Origin of the sequence: Streptomyces sp. NPDC057002 (genome assembly GCF_042673825.1) — a bacterium.
Lineage (GTDB): Bacteria > Actinomycetota > Actinomycetes > Streptomycetales > Streptomycetaceae > Streptomyces.
The window spans coordinates 106,895-126,658 of sequence record NZ_JBHURZ010000003.1 but is presented as its reverse complement, the minus strand read 5'-3'; the positions used below and the strand labels follow the sequence as shown (position 1 = coordinate 126,658).

General features: G+C 71.8%; 14 protein-coding genes. 7 read left to right on the top strand and 7 right to left on the bottom strand.

What is annotated here, in order from left to right; genetic code table 11:
• The first annotated feature begins 111 nt into the window (after positions 1-111).
• The gene (locus tag ACFT32_RS14960; protein WP_382489097.1) at positions 112-4,767 is read left to right on the top strand and encodes an FtsK/SpoIIIE domain-containing protein; all 4,656 of its coding nucleotides are present in this window, start codon (positions 112-114) and stop codon (positions 4,765-4,767) included.
• Between the two features lies 1 nt (position 4,768).
• Positions 4,769-5,437 carry a hypothetical protein gene (locus ACFT32_RS14955; RefSeq protein WP_382489096.1) on the top strand — a complete coding sequence of 223 codons (669 nt, stop codon included), beginning with the start codon at positions 4,769-4,771 and terminating at the stop codon, positions 5,435-5,437.
• Here ACFT32_RS14955 and ACFT32_RS14950 read toward each other — a convergent pair.
• On the bottom strand, positions 5,352-7,100 hold the full coding sequence (locus tag ACFT32_RS14950; RefSeq protein ID WP_382489094.1) for a serine/threonine-protein kinase: 1,749 nt from the start codon (positions 7,098-7,100) through the stop codon (positions 5,352-5,354). The two genes, ACFT32_RS14955 and ACFT32_RS14950, sit on opposite strands and share 86 nt — an antisense overlap.
• 91 nt (positions 7,101-7,191) lie before the next feature.
• On the bottom strand, positions 7,192-8,040 hold the full coding sequence (locus ACFT32_RS14945) for a menaquinone biosynthetic enzyme MqnA/MqnD family protein (protein ID WP_382489093.1): 849 nt from the start codon (positions 8,038-8,040) through the stop codon (positions 7,192-7,194).
• A 320-nt stretch (positions 8,041-8,360) separates the two neighbouring features.
• On the opposite strand from ACFT32_RS14945, the gene ACFT32_RS14940 reads away from it, so the two are divergent.
• From ACFT32_RS14940 to ACFT32_RS14930, 3 genes are all read left to right on the top strand, one after another.
• Positions 8,361-8,564 carry a cold-shock protein gene (locus ACFT32_RS14940; protein ID WP_003992177.1) on the top strand — a complete coding sequence of 68 codons (204 nt, stop codon included), beginning with the start codon at positions 8,361-8,363 and terminating at the stop codon, positions 8,562-8,564.
• A gap of 186 nt (positions 8,565-8,750) precedes the next feature.
• A complete protein-coding gene (locus tag ACFT32_RS14935; RefSeq protein WP_382489091.1) occupies positions 8,751-9,017 on the top strand; it encodes a hypothetical protein in 267 nt (88 codons plus the stop codon).
• A 541-nt stretch (positions 9,018-9,558) separates the two neighbouring features.
• On the top strand, positions 9,559-10,218 hold the full coding sequence (locus ACFT32_RS14930; RefSeq protein WP_382489089.1) for a class I SAM-dependent methyltransferase: 660 nt from the start codon (positions 9,559-9,561) through the stop codon (positions 10,216-10,218).
• 6 nt (positions 10,219-10,224) lie between these two features.
• Here the strand turns inward: ACFT32_RS14930 and kstD are convergent, their stop codons facing one another.
• From kstD to ACFT32_RS14910, 4 genes are all read right to left on the bottom strand, one after another.
• Positions 10,225-11,943, bottom strand: a complete 1,719-nt coding sequence (gene kstD / locus ACFT32_RS14925; protein ID WP_382489087.1) for a 3-oxosteroid 1-dehydrogenase — start codon at positions 11,941-11,943, stop codon at positions 10,225-10,227.
• Between the two features lie 163 nt (positions 11,944-12,106).
• Positions 12,107-13,228 carry a sugar ABC transporter substrate-binding protein gene (locus ACFT32_RS14920; RefSeq protein WP_382489085.1) on the bottom strand — a complete coding sequence of 374 codons (1,122 nt, stop codon included), beginning with the start codon at positions 13,226-13,228 and terminating at the stop codon, positions 12,107-12,109.
• 124 nt (positions 13,229-13,352) lie between these two features.
• On the bottom strand, positions 13,353-15,272 hold the full coding sequence (locus ACFT32_RS14915; protein WP_382489083.1) for an AMP-dependent synthetase/ligase: 1,920 nt from the start codon (positions 15,270-15,272) through the stop codon (positions 13,353-13,355).
• Positions 15,273-15,504: 232 nt separating this feature from the next.
• A complete protein-coding gene (locus ACFT32_RS14910) occupies positions 15,505-16,800 on the bottom strand; it encodes an acetyl-CoA C-acetyltransferase (RefSeq protein ID WP_382489081.1) in 1,296 nt (431 codons plus the stop codon).
• 118 nt (positions 16,801-16,918) lie between these two features.
• Here ACFT32_RS14910 and ACFT32_RS14905 point away from each other — a divergent pair, with 118 nt between their 5' ends.
• Positions 16,919-18,226 (top strand): 3-oxoacyl-ACP reductase, encoded by a 1,308-nt coding sequence (locus tag ACFT32_RS14905; protein WP_382489079.1) that lies wholly within the window; start codon positions 16,919-16,921, stop codon positions 18,224-18,226.
• Positions 18,226-19,074, top strand: coding sequence for a MaoC family dehydratase (locus ACFT32_RS14900; protein WP_382489078.1), 849 nt, complete (start codon positions 18,226-18,228; stop codon positions 19,072-19,074). Before ACFT32_RS14905 ends, ACFT32_RS14900 begins: the two co-directional genes overlap by 1 nt.
• On the opposite strand, the gene ACFT32_RS14895 is transcribed toward ACFT32_RS14900, so the two are convergent.
• Complete coding sequence (locus tag ACFT32_RS14895) at positions 19,062-19,760, bottom strand: TetR/AcrR family transcriptional regulator (RefSeq protein WP_382489076.1); 699 nt, start codon at positions 19,758-19,760, stop codon at positions 19,062-19,064. The genes ACFT32_RS14900 and ACFT32_RS14895 overlap by 13 nt on opposite strands.
• Between the last annotated feature and the right edge of the window lie 4 nt (positions 19,761-19,764).

Below are 19,764 nucleotides of genomic sequence, written 5' to 3'. Positions count from 1 at the left end.
CGGCTGTGACCCGCGTGACTGAAGCGGACAGCGCGACAGCGCGGCGGTCGACAGCAGCAGCCACACAACCACTGCGGCCACACCGGCCCAGTGGCACGGGGAGGACTAGTCGTGCGCCTGACTCTGACCGTCGTCGACCCGTACGGCGGTGGCACCGCCGACGTCGTGCTCGATGCCGATCCTGAGTCCACCGTGGGGGACATCGCCCAGGAGCTGGCCAAGCAGGTCGGGCACAGCGGGGCGCAGGTCATCCCGCTCGGGCAGCACCGGCACGCGCCGGTCAACAACGCGCCCCTCGTGTACGTGGACGGGTATGCCGTCGATCCCAGCGCCACCGTCGTCGGGTCGCCCCTGCGCGAGGGTGCCGTCGTCAGCCTTCAGGATCCGTCCGGGTGTCTGCCGGGTGAGCCCACCGGGCTCGTCGAGCTGCGCGTCGTCGGCGGGCCCGCCGCCGGGTTCGTGCACCGGCTCGGGGTCGGGCGCTACGACATCGGCAGCGGGGCCGCCTCGTACGTCCGTATCGACGATCCCGAGGTCGACGCCCGCGCCCTCACCCTCTCCGTCGCCACCGACGGCACCTGCCGGGTCGCCGTGCACATGGACAAGGAGCACGTCACCCTCGACGGCAAGTCCCTCGCCGAGAGCGAGAAGGAGGAGCCCAGCGACAAGAAGAGCGAGAAGAAGAAGCAGAAGCAGAAGCAGAAGGACGACAGCGGCGAGAAGAAGAAGGGCGGGCCCGGCGAGTGGCCCCTCGGCAGTCAGATCGCGCTCGGTAACACCCTCCTCGAACTCACCCGGTACACACCCCCGAACGCCGCCCTCAAGTGGTCGGACGACGGTGTCGGCCTCGACTACAACCGTCCTCCGCGGCTGCGCCCGCCCGAGCGGCAGACCAACTTCCGGCTGCCGTCGCCGCCCCGCGACTACGAGGCCCGGCCGCTGCCCTGGCTGATGGCGATGACGCCGCTCGTCGGTGCCGTCGTATCGGTGATGATCTTCCAGCGCTGGTACTACCTGATCATGGCCGGCCTGGCTCCGATCCTGCTCTTCGCGAACTACTACAACGACAAGAAGCACGGGCGTAAGTCCCACGCCAAGCAGGTCGAGGAGTACGAGGAGCAGAAGGAGCGGATCGAGAAGGACGCGCAGGACGCGCTCGTCGCGGAGCGGACCGACCGGCGGCATGCGATACCCGACCCCGCCACTGTCCTCGCCCTTGGGACCGGGCCTCGGACCCGGCTGTGGGAGCGGCGGCGTACCGACCGTGATCATCTTCTCGTGCGGTTCGGGACCGGGCAGCTGCCCTCCGAGGTCGTGCTCGACGACCCCGAGCAGGACGACCACCGTCGCCAGGTGACCTGGAAGATCGAGGACGCCCCGGTCGCGCTGCATCTGCGCAATCTCGGTGTGATCGGCATGGCCGGGCCCGGGGACTCCGCCCGTGCTCTCGGGCGGTGGGCCGTCGCGCAGACCGCGGCGCTGCACAGCCCGATGGATGTGCAGTTCTACGTGCTGAGCGAGAACGCCGCGCAGGAGTCCTGGGACTGGACGCGCTGGCTGCCGCACTCCCGGCCGTCCGGCGGGCAGGACGTGAACGCGCTCATCGGGACCGACGCCGAGACCGTGGGTGCCCGGATCGGCGAGCTGACGCAGATCCTCGACGCGCGCAAGAAGGCCGCCGAGGAGAACAAGTCGCAGGGTGCGTCGTCCTTCGGCGATCCCGACATCGTCGTGGTGTGGGACGGGTCCCGGAGGCTCCGGTCCCTTCCCGGAGTCGTGCGGCTGCTGCGCGAGGGGCCCGCCGTGTCCATGTTCGCCATCTGCCTGGACGCGGAGGAGCGGTTCCTGCCCGGTGAGTGCCAGGCGTATGTCGTCGCCGAGCCGAAGGCGCAGGAGTACGAGCCCGCCCAGCAGGTCCAGCAGCAGTCCCAGCAGCAGGTCGCCGGTGGTTTCCCCTCCTTCCAGGCCTGGCACACCACCGCACAGCAGCCCGAACAGGCGGGGCGCAGCGAGCTGTTGCGGCTGCGGGTCGAGGAGGCCGGTGCGGAGCGGCTGAAGGACGTACGGCCCGACTTCGTCTCCGCCGCCTGGTGTCTGCGGCTGGCCCGGTCGCTGTCGCCGCTGCGGGACATCAGTGGTGAGACCGAGGACTCGGCGCTGCCGGGTTCGAGCCGGCTGCTGGACGTGCTTCAGCTGGAGCCGCCGACGAGTGACGCGATCGTGGCGCGGTGGCGGATGGGCGGGCAGTCGACGCTGGCCGTCATCGGTGAGTCGTACGACGGGGCGTTCGGGCTGGACATCCGCAAGGACGGTCCGCACGGTCTCATCGCCGGTACGACGGGTTCCGGTAAGTCGGAGCTGCTGCAGACCATCGTGGCGGCGCTGGCCGTGGCGAACACGCCCGAGAACATGACCTTCGTGCTGGTCGACTACAAGGGTGGCGCGGCCTTCAAGGACTGTGTGCATCTGCCGCACACCGTCGGCATGGTGACCGACCTCGACGCGCACCTGGTGGAGCGTGCCCTGGAGTCGCTGGGTGCCGAGCTGCACCGGCGCGAGCACATCCTGGCCGCCGCCGACGCCAAGGACATCGAGGACTACCAGGATCTGGTGCGCCGGGATCCGTCGTCGCATCAGCCGGTGCCCCGGCTGCTCATCGTCATCGACGAGTTCGCGTCCATGGTGCGTGACCTGCCCGACTTCGTGACCGGGCTCGTGAACATCGCCCAGCGAGGCCGTTCGCTCGGTATCCATCTGCTGCTGGCCACCCAGCGGCCGTCCGGTGTCGTGTCGCCCGAGATCCGCGCCAACACCAACCTCCGTATCGCGCTGCGCGTGACGGACGGCGGTGAGTCGTCCGACGTCATCGACTCGCCCGAGGCCGGGCACATCTCCAAGAACACCCCGGGCCGCGCCTACGCCCGGCTCGGGCACGCCTCCCTGGTCCCCTTCCAGTCCGGACGTGTGGGCGGCCGTCGGCCCGGTGCGGCCGACCCGGCGGTACTCATGCCCTGGGTGGGCCCGCTGACCTGGGAGGACCTGGGCCGTTCGGCGCTGGTCAAGCCCAAGGCGGAGGCCCGTGAGGAAGAGGAGATCACCGACCTGAAGGTCCTCGTCGACACGATCCGCGACGCCAACAGCTCGCTCGGTATCCCGCCGCAGCACAGCCCCTGGCTGCCCGCGCTCGACGAGACGCTGCTGCTGGACGACGTCGAACTCCCCGCGTTCGCGGGCGGCCCCGGCAAGCTGCCGCCGGCCCCGTACGGCATCGAGGACCTGCCCGCCAGCCAGGCCCGGCGCCCGGTCGCCGTGGACTTCTCCTCCTTCGGCCATCTGATGATCGGCGGTGCCCCGCGCAGCGGCCGCTCCCAGGTGCTGCGCACCCTCGCGGGCTCCATCGCCCGTACGCACTCGATCGCCGATGTGCACCTCTACGGCATCGACTGCGGCAACGGCGCGCTCAACGCCCTGACGCGGCTGCCGCACTGCGGTGCGGTCGTCGGCCGTAACCAGACCGAGCGGGTCGTACGGCTCGTCAACCGGCTCAAGGGCGAGATGGGCCGGCGCCAGGACCTGCTGGCGGACAAGGGCTTCGCGGACATCGGTGAGCAGCGGTCCTCGGTCGCCGAGGACGAGCGGCTGCCGCACATCGTGGTGCTGCTGGACCGCTGGGAGGGCTGGGTGCCCACGCTCGGCGAGATCGACCACGGCTCGCTCACGGACGAGCTGCAGACGATGATGCGCGAGGGCGCGAGCGTCGGCATCCACCTGGTCCTCACCGGTGACCGGACCCTGCTGGTCGGCCGTATCGCGACGCTCACCGAGGACAAGTACGGTCTGCGGCTGGCCGACCGCAGCGACTTCTCCTCGCTCGGCATCCCGGCCCGCAAGGTGCCCGAGGAGATCCCGCCGGGGCGTGCCTTCCGCAACGAGTTCGGCACGGAGACGCAGTTCGCGCTGCTCGCCGAGGACACGACCGGTCAGGGTCAGGCGGCCGCGCTGGCGGCGATCGGCGAGGCGGCGACGGCCCGTGACGCCGACGTCCCGCGCTCGCGGCGCCCGTTCCGCGTGGACAGCCTGCCCAGCCGTATCTCCTTCCCGGAGGCCTGGGAGATGCGCGACCCGGACGCGTCCCGCTCGCGTCTGTGGGGCCTGGTCGGTATCGGCGGCGACGAGATCGTCGGCTTCGGACCGGACCTCGCGGAGGGCGTGCCGGCGTTCGTCGTCGCGGGTCCGGCCAAGTCGGGCCGTTCGACGGTGCTGCTGAACTTCGCGCACTCGTTCCTGGCGCAGGGCACGCGTCTGGTGATCGCGTCGCCGCGCCAGTCGCCCCTTCGTCAACTCGACGGCGTGGACGGTGTGCTGAAGGTCTTCACCGGAGACGACATCGACGAGGACGAGTTCGAGGAGCTCATCGACCAGGCGTCCCTGGAGGAGCCGATCGCGGTCCTCATCGACGACGGCGAGATCCTGGAGGACTGCGACGCCGAGAGCCAGATGAAGAAGCTGGTCTCCCGCGGCGCCGAACGCGGCCTCGCCATGGTCATCGCCGGTGACGAGGAGGACGTGTGCAGCGGCTTCTCCGGCTGGCAGGTCGACGCCAAGAAGGCCCGCCGCGGCATCCTGCTCTCCCCGCAGGAGTCCTCCAGCGGCGACCTCATCGGCGTACGCCTGAACCGCGGCATGGTCGGCGGCCAGGTCGCCCCGGGCAAGGGCATGCTGCACCTCGGGGACGGGGAACTGCGGACCGTCGTCATCCCGGGGTGAGGTGCTGAGCGGGGGGTCGGCGAAGCCGAAGCGGAGGAAGGCGGCAGGGTCGGCGCTGCGGTACGAGCACCGGCCGGGCCGGCCGCACTCCGACGAGCCGGAGAAGCGGGGCTGGGGTTGTCTCTGGGCCTGCGTGGTGCTCCCCGGCTTCGTCGTCCTACTGATGCCGCTTGTCTTCTTCGACATGTACTGGGGCCACGAACTCTGGGGCGACTTCGCTCCCGCCTGGCCCGGCGGTGGATACGCCTTCGCCGCCACCGTCGGCGCTCTGGTGCCGCTGGTCCTCCTGGCCTGGGCGGCGCCGGTGACCCGGATGAACTGGAAGAAGAGCAAGGCGCGTTCGCTGGCCTGGGTGTCCGCCTCCCTGCCCGGGCTGGCCGCGGGGTACCTGGTCGCCGGGGTGATCGGCAGCACCGCACGGCCCAAGCGGCGCCGCGGCTGGGACGCCGACTGCTACAGCGAGGGCGGCCCCTGCTGGGTGCACGTTCACTATCCGTGGCTGTGGATCGTCGGCCTGGTCGCGACCCTCGCGTCGGCCGCACTGCTGATCACCCTGCTGGTCAGGCTCAGCCGCCGGTCGGCCCCTACCGCACCTTCGACATCCGGGCCTGAGGCCGGCCCGACTCCTCGCTCTCCGAGCGGTACTGGAGGTCGTCGCCCACCGGGCTGAGACGGACGGTGGTGGCGGCCGGGTTGCAGCCGCTGTGGTTGGTCTTCGCGCCCACGGACGTCGCGACGAGCTCCTTCTTCGTCACCTGCTTCAGGGTCAGTACGTCGATACAGACGCCGCCGATCTGGTCGGTCTGGCGGAGCCGTCCCAGCTCCTGGCCGACGGCGGCCCGTTCGACCGTGATCCGGAACGTGCCGAGGGGCAGATTGCCGTCCAGGGCGGTGCCCTGGCCCTCCCAGGTGCCGAGGTAGGCGGCGGGCACCGCACCGGGGACGGAACTCGCGGTCGCCGCCGGAGGCGAGTCGGTCCCGCTGCCCGAGTCCGCGTCGTCGTCCTGGCCGCTCCGGCCCGGCAGCAGGTCGAACACGAACACCGACCCGATCGTCACGGCCGCCATCGCCCCCGCGACCGCCAGGGCGACCGAACAGCTCAGCCTCCGCACCCGCCCGCCGCCCTCCGGCGTGGACGTCGCCGCCACGGAGACGGTGACCTTGCCGGGGCGGCGCCCGGTGGACGGCGGGGCCGTGTCCTGCGGGCCGGCGTCACGGGGTGGGGGTACGGCGGCGACGGGCGGGGCCGTGGGAGGCGTAGACGTGACAGGTGGTGACATGACAGGCGGCGGCCCGAAGACCCCGGGCTCGGCAGCCCCGCGAGCCCCAACAGCCTCAGCAGCCTCCCCTGTCTCCCCTCCCTCCCCCGTCTCGACCACCCCCACAGAAGGACTACTGAACCCCACCGGCCCCGAAGGCCCCCCGGCCCCCGGCCCCGCCGTCTCCAGGTTCAGCAGCCGCACGGCGCTCCGGCTCACCTGCTCCACCAGCGCCCCGGGCAGCCACCCGCCCGTCATCAGCCGGGCCGCTCCCTCGGGAGCCAGCCGTCGGGCCGCCTCCGCCGGGGCGGGCCGTGCGCCCGGGTCCTTCGTCAGACAGGCGGCCGTCAGGGACCGCAGCTCCCCGTCCAGCAGGCCGAGTTCCGGCTCCTCGTGGACGACCTTGTAGAGCAGGGCGGCCGAGGAGTCACCGGGGAAGGGCGGTTCGCCGGTCGCCGCGTACGCCAGGACCGCGCCCAGCGAGAAGACGTCCGCCGCGCCCGTGACGCCCTTGCCCAGGATCTGCTCGGGCGACATGTAGCCGGGCGAGCCGATCGAGACGCCCGTGGAGGTCAGGGACGCCGTACCGTCCGTGGCCCGGGCGATCCCGAAGTCGATCAGCAGGGGGCCGTCGAGCGTGAGCAGGACGTTCGACGGCTTCACGTCCCGGTGCACCAGACCCAGCTCGTGCACCGCCGCCAGCGCCTCGGCGAGCCCCGCGCCCAGGACCCGTACGGTGTGGGCCGGCAAGGGGCCGAAGTCCGCCACCGCGGCGGACAGCGACGGGCCCGCCGCGTACGCCGTCGCCACCCACGGCACCCGTGCCTCCGGGTCCGCGTCCAGGACCGGCGCCGTCCACGCGCCGCCCACCCGGCGCGCGGCCTGGACCTCGCGCCGGAAACGCGCCCGGAACTCCTCGTCCAGCGCGAAGTGCGGGTGCACGATCTTCACGGCGACCGTGCGGCCTCCGGCGCTGCGGCCCAGATAGACCCGGCCCATCCCGCCGGAGCCCAGCCGGCCGAGCAGCCGGTAGGGCCCCACGACGGTGGGTTCGTCGACATCGAGCGGCCGCATGGCGTCACCCCTCCCCCGTAGGCGTACGGAAGCCCGGGTGGGCCCCCGTCCGCCTGCACTCCCAGCAGAGTAGTGCGGGAGGAGCGCCCGCTCACGGCTGAAGCAGGTCCACCTTCACGTCTGCCGGGAACCCGGTCGTCGGGCCGACGCGGCGGGCGAACTCGGCGACCGCCGCCAGCTGCGGGCCGCCGAAGCGGAAGTCGAGCGTCGTGAAGTACTGGGCGAGGGTCTCCTCGTCGAAGTCCTCCCAGCGGGCGGCCTGCTCGGCGACCTTGGCGACCTCCTCAAGGGAGAGGTTGCGGGACTCGAGGAAGGCCTCGTGCACCTTGCGCGTGAGGACCGGCTCGCGCTCCAGGTAGTCGCGGCGCGCCGCCCAGACCGCGAAGACGAACGGCAGGCCCGTCCACTCCTTCCACAGGGCGCCCAGGTCGTGCACGGCCAGGCCGAAGCGCGGCCCGTCGAGCATGTTCGCGCGCAGTGCCGCGTCACCGATGAGGACGGCCGCGTCGGCCTCCTGCATCATCAGGCTGAGGTCGGGCGGGCACGTGTAGTAGTCCGGGTGTACGCCGTAGCGCTCGGCGAGGAGCAGCTGGGCGAGGCGGACGGAGGTGCGGGAGGTCGACCCGAGGGCGACGCGGGCGCCGTCCAGCCGGTCCAGGGGGACCTGCGAGACGATCACGCACGACATCACCGGGCCGTCGCAGCCGACGGCGATGTCGGGGAAGGCGACCAGTTGGTCCGCGTGCTTGAGGAACTCGACCAGGGTGATCGGTGCGATGTCGAGTTCGCCCTGCACCAGCTTCTCGCTGAGCTTCTCCGGGGTGTCCTTCGTCAGCTCGAAGTCGAGGAGCGTGCCCGTTCTGGCGAGCCCCCAGTACAGGGGCAGGCAGTTCAGGAACTGGATGTGGCCGACGCGCGGCCGGGTGCGAGGATTGTCCACATCGTGAGGCTAGCCCTCTCGGCCCAGTGGTCGGCGTCCGGCCCCGCCGTGGGTTCGTGATCGCCGTCAGAGGCCCTCTCCGCCACTCGGCGGCGGGATGTTCAAACATTCGGGTGACGTGATCTTGACCCCTATTGCATTCCGGGGCCTGCGTGCTAGGCTCATCGCAAGTTGCAGTTTGGTTTCCCTTGCAGTACAGAGCCTGCGGAGCATGTGACCGCGGGCTCTCGTCATTCTCAGACGTATGCAGTTGTGCAGAATTCATCTTCACACTTGCTGGTTCTGGAGCAGGGCAACCCTTTTGGGCCCAAGGAGGGCTTATGGCTACCGGAACCGTGAAGTGGTTCAACGCCGAAAAGGGCTTTGGTTTCATCGCCCAGGAGGGCGGCGGCCCCGACGTCTTCGTCCACTACTCCGCGATCAACGCGAGCGGCTTCCGCTCCCTCGAGGAGAACCAGCAGGTGTCTTTCGACGTCACGCAGGGCCCGAAGGGTCCGCAGGCTGAGAACGTCACCCCGGTCTGATCAGTAGTACCCAAGGAGCCCCGCGCCGTCAGGCGACGGGGCTCCTGCCTTTTCCCGTCCTCTTCCGGTTCTGTCGTTCCCGGAGAGGCCGATGAATTTCCGGCGAATTCTGCGGGTCGCTCCGCTGTGGCGGGGCGGACCGGGGGGCCTGGACTGCCCGTGCACCGGCCGGGAGAAGATGTCCGGATGCAGGGACATGAAGAGAACGGCGAGAACGACGAGCGGGAAAGCGGAACTCCCGCGCACAACCATCTGGCGACCGGCGTGTCCCTCGGCCTGTCGCTCGGCACGGCCCTCGGGCTGTCCCTGGGCCTGACCGTCTTCGACAACATCGGACTGGGCCTGGCCCTGGGCCTGGGCCTGGGCACGGCGATCGGAGCGGCGGCGGGCGCCGGAGCGACGAGAGCGGCCGAGGGCCAAGCCGAAGGCCGGGGAGACGAACCGACCAGCTAGGCGCATGGGCCCCGGGGAGAGCCGGCAGGCCGGGGCGACGTGAGCACGAGAAGGCCGGCCATGGCGCGGGTGCCGAGAAGGCACCCGAAGCCAGGGGGAGAGCCTGCGGGCGAGGGGCCGGAGCCGGAAGTCCCGCCGCCAAGGCCAGAAGGACGGGGCACGCAGGCAGCGGAGCAGACAGGCGAGCCGCACGGGCCCTGAGCAGAAGCCAGAGGGACGGGCCGCCGGGGGCGAGCAGGCGTGCGCGCCGCACGGGGACGAGCGGAAACGCAGAGACCAGCGGATCCAACAGCGGTGCGAGCCGCACCGCCCTGGCACACACGCCAAGACCAAGGGGCCGACCGACAAGCGAGCCACACCGCCCCCGCACACGCCAAGACCAAGGAACCGACCGACAAGCGAGCCACACCACCCCCGCACACGCCAAGCCACAGGGCCCACAGACAAGCGAGCCGCGATGCCCCGGCGCTACGCCAGGCCAAGGGGACCGGCATGCAAACCCCGGGCAAGCCAACGAGCCCCCGCAGTAGGGTCTCGGGCCATGACCGACTCCGACTTCGTGCGCGAGACCCGTACCTTCTACGACACCGTGGCCGAGGACTACGCCGTCCAATTCGGCGACTACCTCGCGGCAACGCCCCTGGACCGGGGGCTGCTGGCCGGTTTCGCGGGGCTCGTGGGTGAGGGGGGCGAGGTCGCCGACCTGGGGTGCGGGCCCGGGCGGGTGACGGCGTTTCTGGCGGACCGGGGGCTGTCGGTCTTCGGCCTCGACCTGTCGGAGTCGATGCTCGCGATCGCCCGCCGCGAGAACCCCGGCCTCCGGTTCGAGCAGGGCTCGATCCTGGAGCTGGACCTGCCGGACGACTCGCTCGACGGGGTCGTGTCCTGGTACTCGATCATCCACACCCCCCTGGACCACCTGCCCGCCGTATTCGCCGGGTTCCACCGCGTGCTGCGGCCCGGCGGGCACCTGCTGCTCGGCTTCCAGGCCGGGGACGAGCCCCGCCGTTACGAGGAGGCCTTCGGACACCGGGTGGCCCTGGACTTCCGGCGGCGCCGGCCGGAGCAGATCGTCCCCCTGCTCGAAGCCGCCGGATTCGTCCTGCGCTCCCGGACCGTACGGGAGGCCGACGAGGAGCTCGGCGAGCCGGTCGCCCAGGCGTGCCTCGTGGCCCGCAAGCCCTCGCGGCCCACCTCTTAGGGGTCCTCAGAGCACCCCCGCGATGTCCCTCGCCGCGATGTACCCGAACGTCATCGCCGGGCCGATGGTCGAGCCCGCGCCCGCGTAGCTGTGGCCCATGACCGCGGCGCTGGCGTTGCCGGCGGCGTAGAGGCCCGGGATGACCGAGCCGTCCTCCCGCAGGACGCGGGCACGAGCGTCGGTCAGCAGGCCGCCCTTGGTGCCGAGGTCGCCGGGGACGATGCGGAAGGCGTGGTACGGGGGCAGCCACAGGGGGGCCAGGCAGGAGTTCGGGAGGACGGACGGGTCCGTGTAGTAGTGGTCGTAGGCGCTGTCGCCGCGGTGGAAGTCGGGGTCCTCTCCCCGCCGTGCCTGGGAGTTGAAACGGTCGACGGTCGTGCGCAGGGCCGCCGCCGGGACGCCGATCGAGGCCGCGAGCGCGTCCAGTGACCAGGCCTTGTGGGCGGCGCCCGAGTCGTACCAGGCGCCGGGGAGGGGCAGGGTGGGCAGGACGTCCTTGAAGAGGTACCGGTTGCGGTAGTTCTGGTCGGTGATCAGCCAGGCCGGGATGGCCTCGCGCTCGTCGTACATGGTGTGGACGACGTCGCTGTAGGGGGCGGCCTCGTTGACGAAGCGTCTGCCCGAACCGTCGACCAGGAGGCCGCCGGGGAGGGTGCGTTCGGCCAGACAGAAGTACGGCTGGCCCGGGACCGGGATCGCCGGGCCCCACCAGGCGTCGTCCATCAGGTCGAGGGCCGCCCCGAGCCGCTCCCCCGCCAGGATGCCGTCGCCTGTGTTCTCCTTGGCGCCGACGGTCCAGTCCGTGCCGATGGGCTGGCGCTGGAAGCGCTCGCGCATCGCCGCGTTGTGCTCGAAGCCGCCGGAGCCGACGATCACGCCCCGGCGGGCGCGGACCAGGCCGGGGGTGCCGTCGCGGGTGACGACCGCTCCGGTGACCGTGCCGTTCTCGACGTGCAGGTCGGTCAGGGGCGTGTTCAGCCACACCGGCACACCGGCGGACCTCAGTCCCGCCCGTAGCCCGGCCGCCAGCGACTGGCCCATGGTCAGCGGCTTCTCGCCGCGCAGTGCCGCCGCCGTGCCCCGTGCCAGGCACTGGGCCGCGACGGCCGCGCCCTTGGCACTCACGGCGGCCAGCGTGACCCACTTGTAGTCGGCGCTGAAGACGACCATCCCGGCGGGCACGTCCATGTACGGCGGGTTCAGACGGGCCAGTTCCGGGCCCAGGATCCGCCCGTCGAGCTGGTCGGGCTCGATGGAGCGGCCGTTCGGCAGGCCGCCGGGCAGCTCCGGGTAGTAGTCGCTGTAGCCCTCCATCCAGCGGAAGCGCAGGGGGCTGTGGGCCATGACGTAGGAGATCGTGGCCGGTCCGTGGGCGAGGAAGGCGCGCTGCCGGTCGGCGGGGACGTCCGGGCCGACGACGGCGGCGAGGTAGGCGGCGGCCTTCGCGGGCGTGTCCGGGACACCGGCCGCCTGGAGCACCGGGTTGTTGGGGATCCAGATCCCGGCGCCGGAGCGGGCGGCCGAGCCGCCGAAGGTCGGGGCCTTCTCCAGGACGACGCAGCTCAGCCCCTGTCCGGCGGCGGTCAGCGCGGCGGTCATCCCGGCCGCGCCGGAGCCGATGACGACGACGTCGTACGTGCCGAGCGGGGGTAAGTCGGCTGCCTGGGCGCCCTGTTGCACTCCGGCGGCGACCGCGAGCCCGGCACCGGCGGCTCCGGCCAGCACTCGTCTTCGGGAAGGCGCCCGCGAAGGCTCCCGCGAAGGAGCCCGGGATGGGGAACCAGCGGGTGGTGCGGAGTTCGTGTCAGTGGTCATGACGGCTCCAGCGCGACAGAAGGGGGTGGGGAATGTCGCGCGGGCACCCCGCGAAGTCAAGAGCCGGACAGACCTACTCGAGGCCGATCGCCGCGCAGTCCGCCTTGTACTTCGAGGTGCAGATGTCCTTCACGGTGTAGACGCCGTCCGTGATCACCGTCTCCTTGATGTTGTCCTTGGTGAGGGCGACCACCGGCACCAGCATCGCCGGGACGTTCTTCGCCGTCGGGCTGTCGACGGTCTCCCGGGTCAGCGCGGCGAACTCGATCTGACGGCCCTGGACCTTGGCCACCGCGATCTTCGCGGCGTTCGTCGCCTCCAGCAGGAAGGACTTGTAGACGGTCATGTACTGCTCCCCCGACACGACCCGCTGCACCGCGTCCAGGTTGGCGTCCTGCCCGGTCACCGGCGGCATCTTGGTGGCGCCGGCCTCCTCCATCGCCTCGATGACGGCACCCGCCATGCCGTCGTTGGCCGAGTAGACGGCGGCGATGTTGTTCAGCCCGACGGCCCGGATCGCCTTCTCCATGTTCGCCTTGGCGATGGAGGGCTTCCACTCCTTGGTGTCGAACTGCTCGACGATGTCCACCTGGCCCTGGAGCTCGCTCAGCGCGCCGTCCTTGAAGCGTGCCGTGTTGGGGTCGCCGGGGTCGCCGTTCATCATGACGACCTTGCTCTTCTCGGACTTCTCGCCGAGCTCGCTCATGATGGCGCGGCCCTGCACCTGCCCGACGAGTTCGTTGTCGTGGGAGACGTAGGCGTCGATCGGGCCCTCGGCGAGCCGGTCGTAGGCGATGACCGGGATGCCGGCGTCCTTGGCCTTCCGCACATCCGCGGCGATCTTCTTGGAGTTCAGCGCGTCCACCAGGATGACGTCGACCTTGTCGTCGATCATCTTCTGGAACTGCTGGCTCTGTCTGGACACGCTCGCCTCGGCGTTGGCGTACTGGACCTTGCCCTTGTTCTCCGTGAGGGACGCGACCTCGTCCCTGATCAGGGGGTAGTCGAACTTCTCGAAGCGAGCCGTGTCCCGGTCGGGCAGCAGCAGGCCCACAGTGATGTCGTTGCCCTTCTGCACGGCCGATTCGTCACTCCCGTCGTCGCCGCACGCGGTGAGGGACAGGGCCGATACGGAGACCGCCAGGGCTATGGCGACAGGGCGCCCAGCGGTCCGACGGGTGTTACGCGCTTTCACTGGTGGTGCCTTCCGATGGGGGGAGCATCGCGACGGGATTGCTCGAAAGCCAAAGGGGAGACGGTGTGCGGCGTCAAGAAATTCGTGTGAAGACATCGCAAAGGCCGCCTCACGGCAGTCCGCCTCAGCGTGCGTACAGCCCCTCGACTTCCTCCGTGAACGCGCGCAGTACCGCCTGGCGGCGGAGCTTCATCGAGGGGGTCAGATGGCCCGCCTCCTCGGTGAAGTCCTCGGCGAGGATTGCGAAGGCGCGGATGGACTCCGGGCGGGACACCATCTTGTTGGCCTCGTCGACGGCGCGCTGGAGGACGGCCCGCAGGTCCTCGTCGTCGACCAGGAGCTTGGGCGGTACGGGGTGTTTGCCGTTCATCTGGCGCCAGTGGGTGATGCCGTCCGGGTCGAGGGTGATCAGGGCCGAGACGAAGGGGCGGCCGTCGCCCAGGACGAGGCACTGGGAGATCAGCGGGTGGGAGCGCAGCCAGTTCTCCAGGGGGGCCGGGGCGACGCTCTTGCCGCCCGCGGTGATCAGCAGTTCCTTCTTGCGGCCGGTGATCGTCAGATAGCCCTCGTCGTCCAGTTCGCCGAGGTCGCCGGTGGCGAGCCAGCCGTCGGGGGCGGCGGGGACGACGCCGCCGGCCTGGGGGTCCCAGTAGCCGCGCAGCACATGGTCGCCGGCGAGGAGGATCTCGCCGTCGGCGGCGATCCGGACGCGGGTGCCGGGCAGCGGCCAGCCGACCGTGCCCAGGCGGGGCTTGAGGGGCGGGGTGACGGTGGCGGCGCCGGTGGTCTCCGTCAGGCCGTAGCCCTCGAAGATCTCGATGCCGGCGCCGGCGTAGAAGGCGGCGAGTCGGCGGCCCAGCGGTGAGCCGCCGCAGATCGCGTAGCGGACCCGGCCCCCCATGGCGTTGCGGATACGGCGGAAGACCAGCGGGTCGTAGAAGACCCGGGCGGTTTTCAGGGCGCGGGAGGGGCCCGGGCCGGTGCCGGTCTGCCGGGCCTCCATCGCTTCGCCGTAGCGCCGCGCCACCGACACCGCGCGGTCGAACGAGGTCACCCGGCCGCCCGCCTCGGCTTTGGCGCGGGCCGAGTTGAAGACCTTCTCCAGCATGTACGGGATGGCCAGCAGACAGGTCGGCCGGAAGCTCGCCAGGTCCGGCAGCAGGTGCTCCGCCTTGATGCTCGGCGCGTGGCCCAGCCGTACCCGGGCGCGGATGCAGGCGATCGCGACCATGCGGCCGAAGACGTGGGACATCGGCAGGAACAGCAGGACCGAGGCCTCTTCGCTGGTCTTCGTCTTGAAGACGGGGTAGAGGAGCTCGATGGCGTTGTCGACCTCGGCGAAGAAGTTGCCGTGGGTGAGGGCGCAGCCCTTGGGGCGGCCCGTGGTGCCCGAGGTGTAGACGAGGGTGGAGAGCGTGTCGGGGCCCAGCATGCCGCGCCGCACCTCGACCTCGTGGTCGGCCAGGTGCGCCCCGGCTTCCGCGAGCCGGTCCACGTGGCCCTTCTCGACGACCCACATGTGGTGGAGGTCCGGCAGGCGTTCGCGCTCCGGGCCGAGGGCGGCGGCCTGCCCGGCGGTCTCGGTGACCAGGGCGACCGCGCCCGAGTCCTGGAGGATCCAGCGGGCCTGGAAGACGGAGGACGTGGGATAGATGGGGACGGTGACCAGACCGGCCGACCAGGCCGCGAAGTCCAGGACCGTCCACTCGTAGATCGTGCGGGCCATCACGGCGACCCGGTCGCCCGGCATCAGGCCCTCGGCGATCAGCCCCTTCGCCACGGCGAGCACCTGGGCGGCGAACTCGGCCGCCGTGACGTCGCTCCAGTTCCCCTCGGCGTCCTTGCGGCTGAGCACCACGGCGTCCGGCTCCGCGCTCGCGTTGTCGAACGGCAGGTCGGCGAGCGACCCGTGCGTCCACGGCGGCGCCAGCGGCGGTACGGCGGCCTCCCGCACCACCCCGTCCAGCCGTCGTGTCTCGGGCTCGACCAGGACCGGTCCTCCGTACACGTCGCCGTAGGCGGAGGAGGGATAGGCAGTGGACACGGGCGGCTCCTGGGGCGTGCAGCGAAAAACTGCTTGCTGCATGGACGTACGTGCCTCGCACGCCGAGGCGCTCAACCGGCTGAACCCCCAGAAAGGGGTTACTGCCGGTAGGAACGGGATCGTACGGCCCTCACGTGGCGGGTTTGTGCGGGTTCGGGGATGGTCCGGAGCCGGGCCTGTGCAATCTCGGGGGTTACGTGAGGGACCTTCAGTTTTGGTGCTGCCTCCGGCTTCACGCCCGCTCCAGGACGGCCGTCACTCCCTGCCCGCCCGCCGCGCAGACCGAGATCAGTCCGCGTGCGGGCGTGTCCCGTTCGGCTTCGGCCAGGAGTTTGGCCAGCGTGGCCACGATCCGGGCGCCGGTGGCGGCGAAGGGGTGACCGGTCGCGAGGGACGAGCCGGCGACGTTCAGCCGGTCGCGGTCCACCGTGCCGAGGCCCCGCTTCTCCCACGCGGCGAGCGTCGCCAGCACCTGGGAGGCGAACGCCTCATGGATCTCGATCAGTTGGAAATCGGCCAGATTCAGCCCGGCCCGCTCCAGCATGCGCGGGACCGCGTACGCGGGTGCCATGAGCAGGCCGTCCTCGCCGCCCGCCGCATCGCCGTCCACGAAGTCCACGGCGGCCGTCTCGTACGCGGTCAGATACGCCAGCGGCGCCAGGCCGCGCTCCCGGGCCCACTCCTCGCTCGCCAGCAGGACGGTGGCGGCCCCGTCCGTGAGCGGGGTCGAGTTCCCTGCGGTCATGGTCGGGCCGGGGCGGTCCAGGCCGAACACCGGCTCCAGGGCGGCGAGTTTCTCCGCGGTCGAGCCGGGGCGCAGATTCTGGTCGCGGGCCAGGCCCCGGAAGGGGACCACCAGGTCCTGGAAGAAGCCGCGTTCGTACGCCGCCGCCAGCCGTTGGTGGCTCGCCGCGGCCAGTTCGTCCTGGGCCTCGCGGCCGATACCCCAGGCCCGGGCGGTGACGGCGGCGTGTTCGCCCATGGACAGGCCGGTGCGCGGCTCGGCGTTGCGCGGGATGTCGGGGACGAGATGGGACGGGCGCACCTTCGCCAGGGCCTTCAGACGGGCGCCCGTCGACTTCGCGCGCCTGGCCTCCAGCAGGATGCGGCGCAGGGTGTCGTTGACGCCCAGGGGCGCGTCGCTGGCCGTGTCGGCGCCGCCCGCGACCGCCGATTCCGTCTGGCCGAGGGCGATCTTGTTGGCGGCGGCGATGACGGCCTGGAGTCCGGTGCCGCAGGCCTGCTGGATGTCGTAGGCCGGGGTGCGCGGGTGCAGCGTCGAGCCGAGGACCGTCTCGCGGGCGAGGTTGAAGTCGCGGCTGTGCTTGAGGACGGCGCCGGCGACGAACTCGCCCACCGCGCCGGGCTCCTGGAGTCCGTACCGCTCGACGAGGCCGTCGAGGGCGGCGGTGAGCATCTGCTGGTTCGAGGCGGTGGCGTAGGGCCCGTCGGCGCGGGCGAACGGGATGCGTGTTCCGCCGATGACCGCCACGCGCCGCACCTGCGGCGCCGTCTGCCAGGGGCTCATCTCGACACCTGCCGGTTGCTCATCTCGACCTGCTCCTCGCCCGTGACGTAGCATTACCTCCGGTAACCTTACTCCAGAGTAAGGAACAGCGAGCATCCTCCGGAAGCTGGGAGTTGGAATGGCCGACCGCTATCTGCGCTTCACCGGTACCGCGCCCGGCCGTTTCCTCACCCGCCGCCTCGGCCTGCCCCGGCCCGCGGCGCTGACCCGCTGGTCCCCCGAGCGCCCGGCCCTGGACGGCGGCCTGCGTCACCTCACCGCCGGCCGGTCCGCCCTCGGCCTCGCACCGGTCCTCGCCCGTACGGGAATCGCCCCGGCCGGCCCCGACCGGGCCGCCGCCGTCGTCCTGGACGCGAGCGGGGTGCGGGACGTCGAGGGACTGGCCGAGGTGCACGCTGCCCTGCACCCCGGCATACGGTCACTCGCCACGAGCGGGCGCGTGGTCGTGCTCGGCGCCCCGCTCGACCCGGCCGACCATCACCAGGCCGCGGCCCAGCAGGCCCTGGAGGGCTTCACGCGCTCCCTCGGCAAGGAGATCGGCCGGGGCAGGACGGTGAACCTGGTCCGGCTCACGGACGCTTCCGCCGCGGAGTCCACGCTCCGTTTCCTGCTGTCGCCCAAGTCGGCGTACGTCAGCGGGCAGGTGATCGAGGTGGGGGCCGGCGAGGAGCCTGAGGTCCCTGTCGACCGGGACCGCCCCCTGACCGGCCGGACCGCCCTGGTCACCGGTGCCGCGCGCGGTATCGGTGAGGCGGTCGCCGAGACGCTCGCCAGGGACGGGGCCCGGGTCGTCGTCCTCGATGTGCCGGGGGCCGAACAGGACGCCCGGCGCGTCGCCGACCGGCTCGGCGGCAGTGCGCTGCTCCTCGACATCACGGCCGCCGACGCGGGCGCGCGGATCGCCGAGGCCCTGCCGGACGGCCTGGACCTGCTGGTCCACAACGCGGGCATCACCCGCGACCGGCGGCTGGTGAACATGCCGGCCGAGCGCTGGATCTCCGTGCTGGAGGTGAACCTGGCGAGCGTGCTGCGCACCACGGACGCGCTGCTGAAGGCCGGGACGCTGAAGCGGGGCGGCCGGATCGTGGCGACGGCCTCCATCGCGGGCCTCGCCGGGAACGCGGGGCAGACCAACTACGGGGCAAGCAAGGCGGGCGTCGTCGGCATGGTCCGCTCCCTCGCGCCGCGCGCGCTCGCGGAGCACGGGGTGACGGTCAACGCGGTCGCGCCGGGCTTCATCGAGACGAAGATGACGGCCGCCGTCCCGCTGTTCATCCGGGAGGCGGGCCGACGCATGAACTCCCTCGCCCAGGGCGGTCTTCCGGTCGACGTCGCCGAGACCACGGCATGGCTGGCGCACCCGGGCTCGGGCGCGGTCAACGGCCAGGTCGTGCGCGTCTGCGGCCAGAGCCTGCTGGGGGCGTGATGGCCGACGACGCCGCTCTTGTCCTCACCGGGCCCCCCTCCCTCGCGCCGCTCCTCGCCCGCGGTGCCCTGCTCTCCCCCTTCAAACGGCCCGCCCCCGACGCGGAGTTCCCCCGCACCCGGCTGGTCCTGCCCGGCCTGCGCGTCGACCTCGCGCGGCTGGCGGCGTACGAGCGGGTCTGCGGGTTCCCGACCGGGGAGGACGCACTGCCGCCGACGTATCCGCATGTGCTCGGATTCCCCCTGGCCATGCGGCTGATGAGCGGCCGCGACTTTCCGCTGCCGCTGCTGGGCCTGGTCCACACGTCGATCACGGTCACCCGGCACCGGGGAATGCCGGCGACGGGCGCGTACGAACTCGCGGTGCGGGTCGACGGGCTGGCACCGCACCGGCGCGGCACGGAGGCCACGGTCGTCACGGAGCTGCGGGAAGGCGGGGACGTCGTCTGGGAGTCGAGCAGCACGTATCTCGCCCGGCACCGCACGGGACGGCCCGCCGAGGCTCCCCGGGAAGAGGTGCGGAAACCGCTGCCCGCCGTCGCCGAGTGGCGGCTGGCCGAGGATGTCGGGCGGCGCTACGGGGCCGCCTCCGGGGACCGCAACCCGATCCACCTCCACCGGCTCACCGCCCGGCTGTTCGGCTTCCCCCGGGCCATCGCCCACGGCATGTGGACGCTCGCCCGCTGCCTCGCCGCGCACGGCACGCCGGCCTCCTGCCACGTACGCGCGGAGTTCAGGGCGCCGGTGCTGCTGCCGGGGACGGTGACGTACGCGGCGGAGGACGGCCGCTTCGAACTGCGGGACGGGGACGAGCGGGTGCACGTGGCGGGGGATGTCTACCCGGCCTGAGCGCCCGCCTGCTCCTCCTCCGCCTGCTCATCCTCCGTCTGCTCCTCCGCCGGCGGTGACCACGGTCTCCCCGCCATGAGGTCGCCCAGGCCCGCCCACGCGAAGTTCATCATCGTGGCCGCGGCCTGGCGGGCCGTGATGCCCAGGGTGGCGTTGGCCCAGGCGGCGAGGGACTCGGCGGCGCCGACCAGGGCCTCGGCGAGGCCGGCGACCTCGCGCTCCGGCAGGTCGGGGTCGTGGTGGGCCTCACGGGCACCGGTGAGGATCAGCTGCGTCACGAACGCGACGATCTCCTCGCGCATCGCGGCGACCTCGGCGGCGAACGGCTCGCCGTGCGTCCGGGCCTGGAGGTGCAGGACCGACCAGGCGTCCGGGTTGCGCCCGGTGTGGGCGAAGAACGCCCCGAGCCCTTCCCAGAGTTGCCGGTCGGAGGGCAGACCGGGACGGACCCCGGCCCGCACCGCCGCCACGAGGGCCTTGGCCTCGCGGCGGATGCAGGCGGTGAAGAGGTCTTCCTTGGAGTTCAGGTACAGATAGACCAACGGCTTGGACACGCCAGCGAGTTCGGCTATCTCGTCCATCGACGCGGCCATGTAGCCCCGTTGGCCGAAGATCCGCACGGCGGCGTCCAGCATCTGCTGTTCGCGGACCGCACGCGGCATCCGCTTGGTCTTCACGGCACCCATACGG

What these genes read in the sequence shown, in the direction of transcription:
- ACFT32_RS14895 (WP_382489076.1), bottom strand. Translation starts at nt 19,760, where the DNA reads ATGGGTGCCGTGAAGACCAAGCGGATGCCGCGTGCGGTCCGCGAACAG.
- ACFT32_RS14950 (WP_382489094.1), bottom strand. Translation starts at nt 7,100, where the DNA reads ATGCGGCCGCTCGATGTCGACGAACCCACCGTCGTGGGGCCCTACCGG.
- ACFT32_RS14900 (WP_382489078.1), top strand. Translation starts at nt 18,226, where the DNA reads ATGGCCGACGACGCCGCTCTTGTCCTCACCGGGCCCCCCTCCCTCGCG.
- ACFT32_RS14935 (WP_382489091.1), top strand. Translation starts at nt 8,751, where the DNA reads ATGCAGGGACATGAAGAGAACGGCGAGAACGACGAGCGGGAAAGCGGA.
- ACFT32_RS14940 (WP_003992177.1), top strand. Translation starts at nt 8,361, where the DNA reads ATGGCTACCGGAACCGTGAAGTGGTTCAACGCCGAAAAGGGCTTTGGT.
- ACFT32_RS14905 (WP_382489079.1), top strand. Translation starts at nt 16,919, where the DNA reads ATGGCCGACCGCTATCTGCGCTTCACCGGTACCGCGCCCGGCCGTTTC.
- ACFT32_RS14910 (WP_382489081.1), bottom strand. Translation starts at nt 16,800, where the DNA reads ATGAGCCCCTGGCAGACGGCGCCGCAGGTGCGGCGCGTGGCGGTCATC.
- ACFT32_RS14930 (WP_382489089.1), top strand. Translation starts at nt 9,559, where the DNA reads ATGACCGACTCCGACTTCGTGCGCGAGACCCGTACCTTCTACGACACC.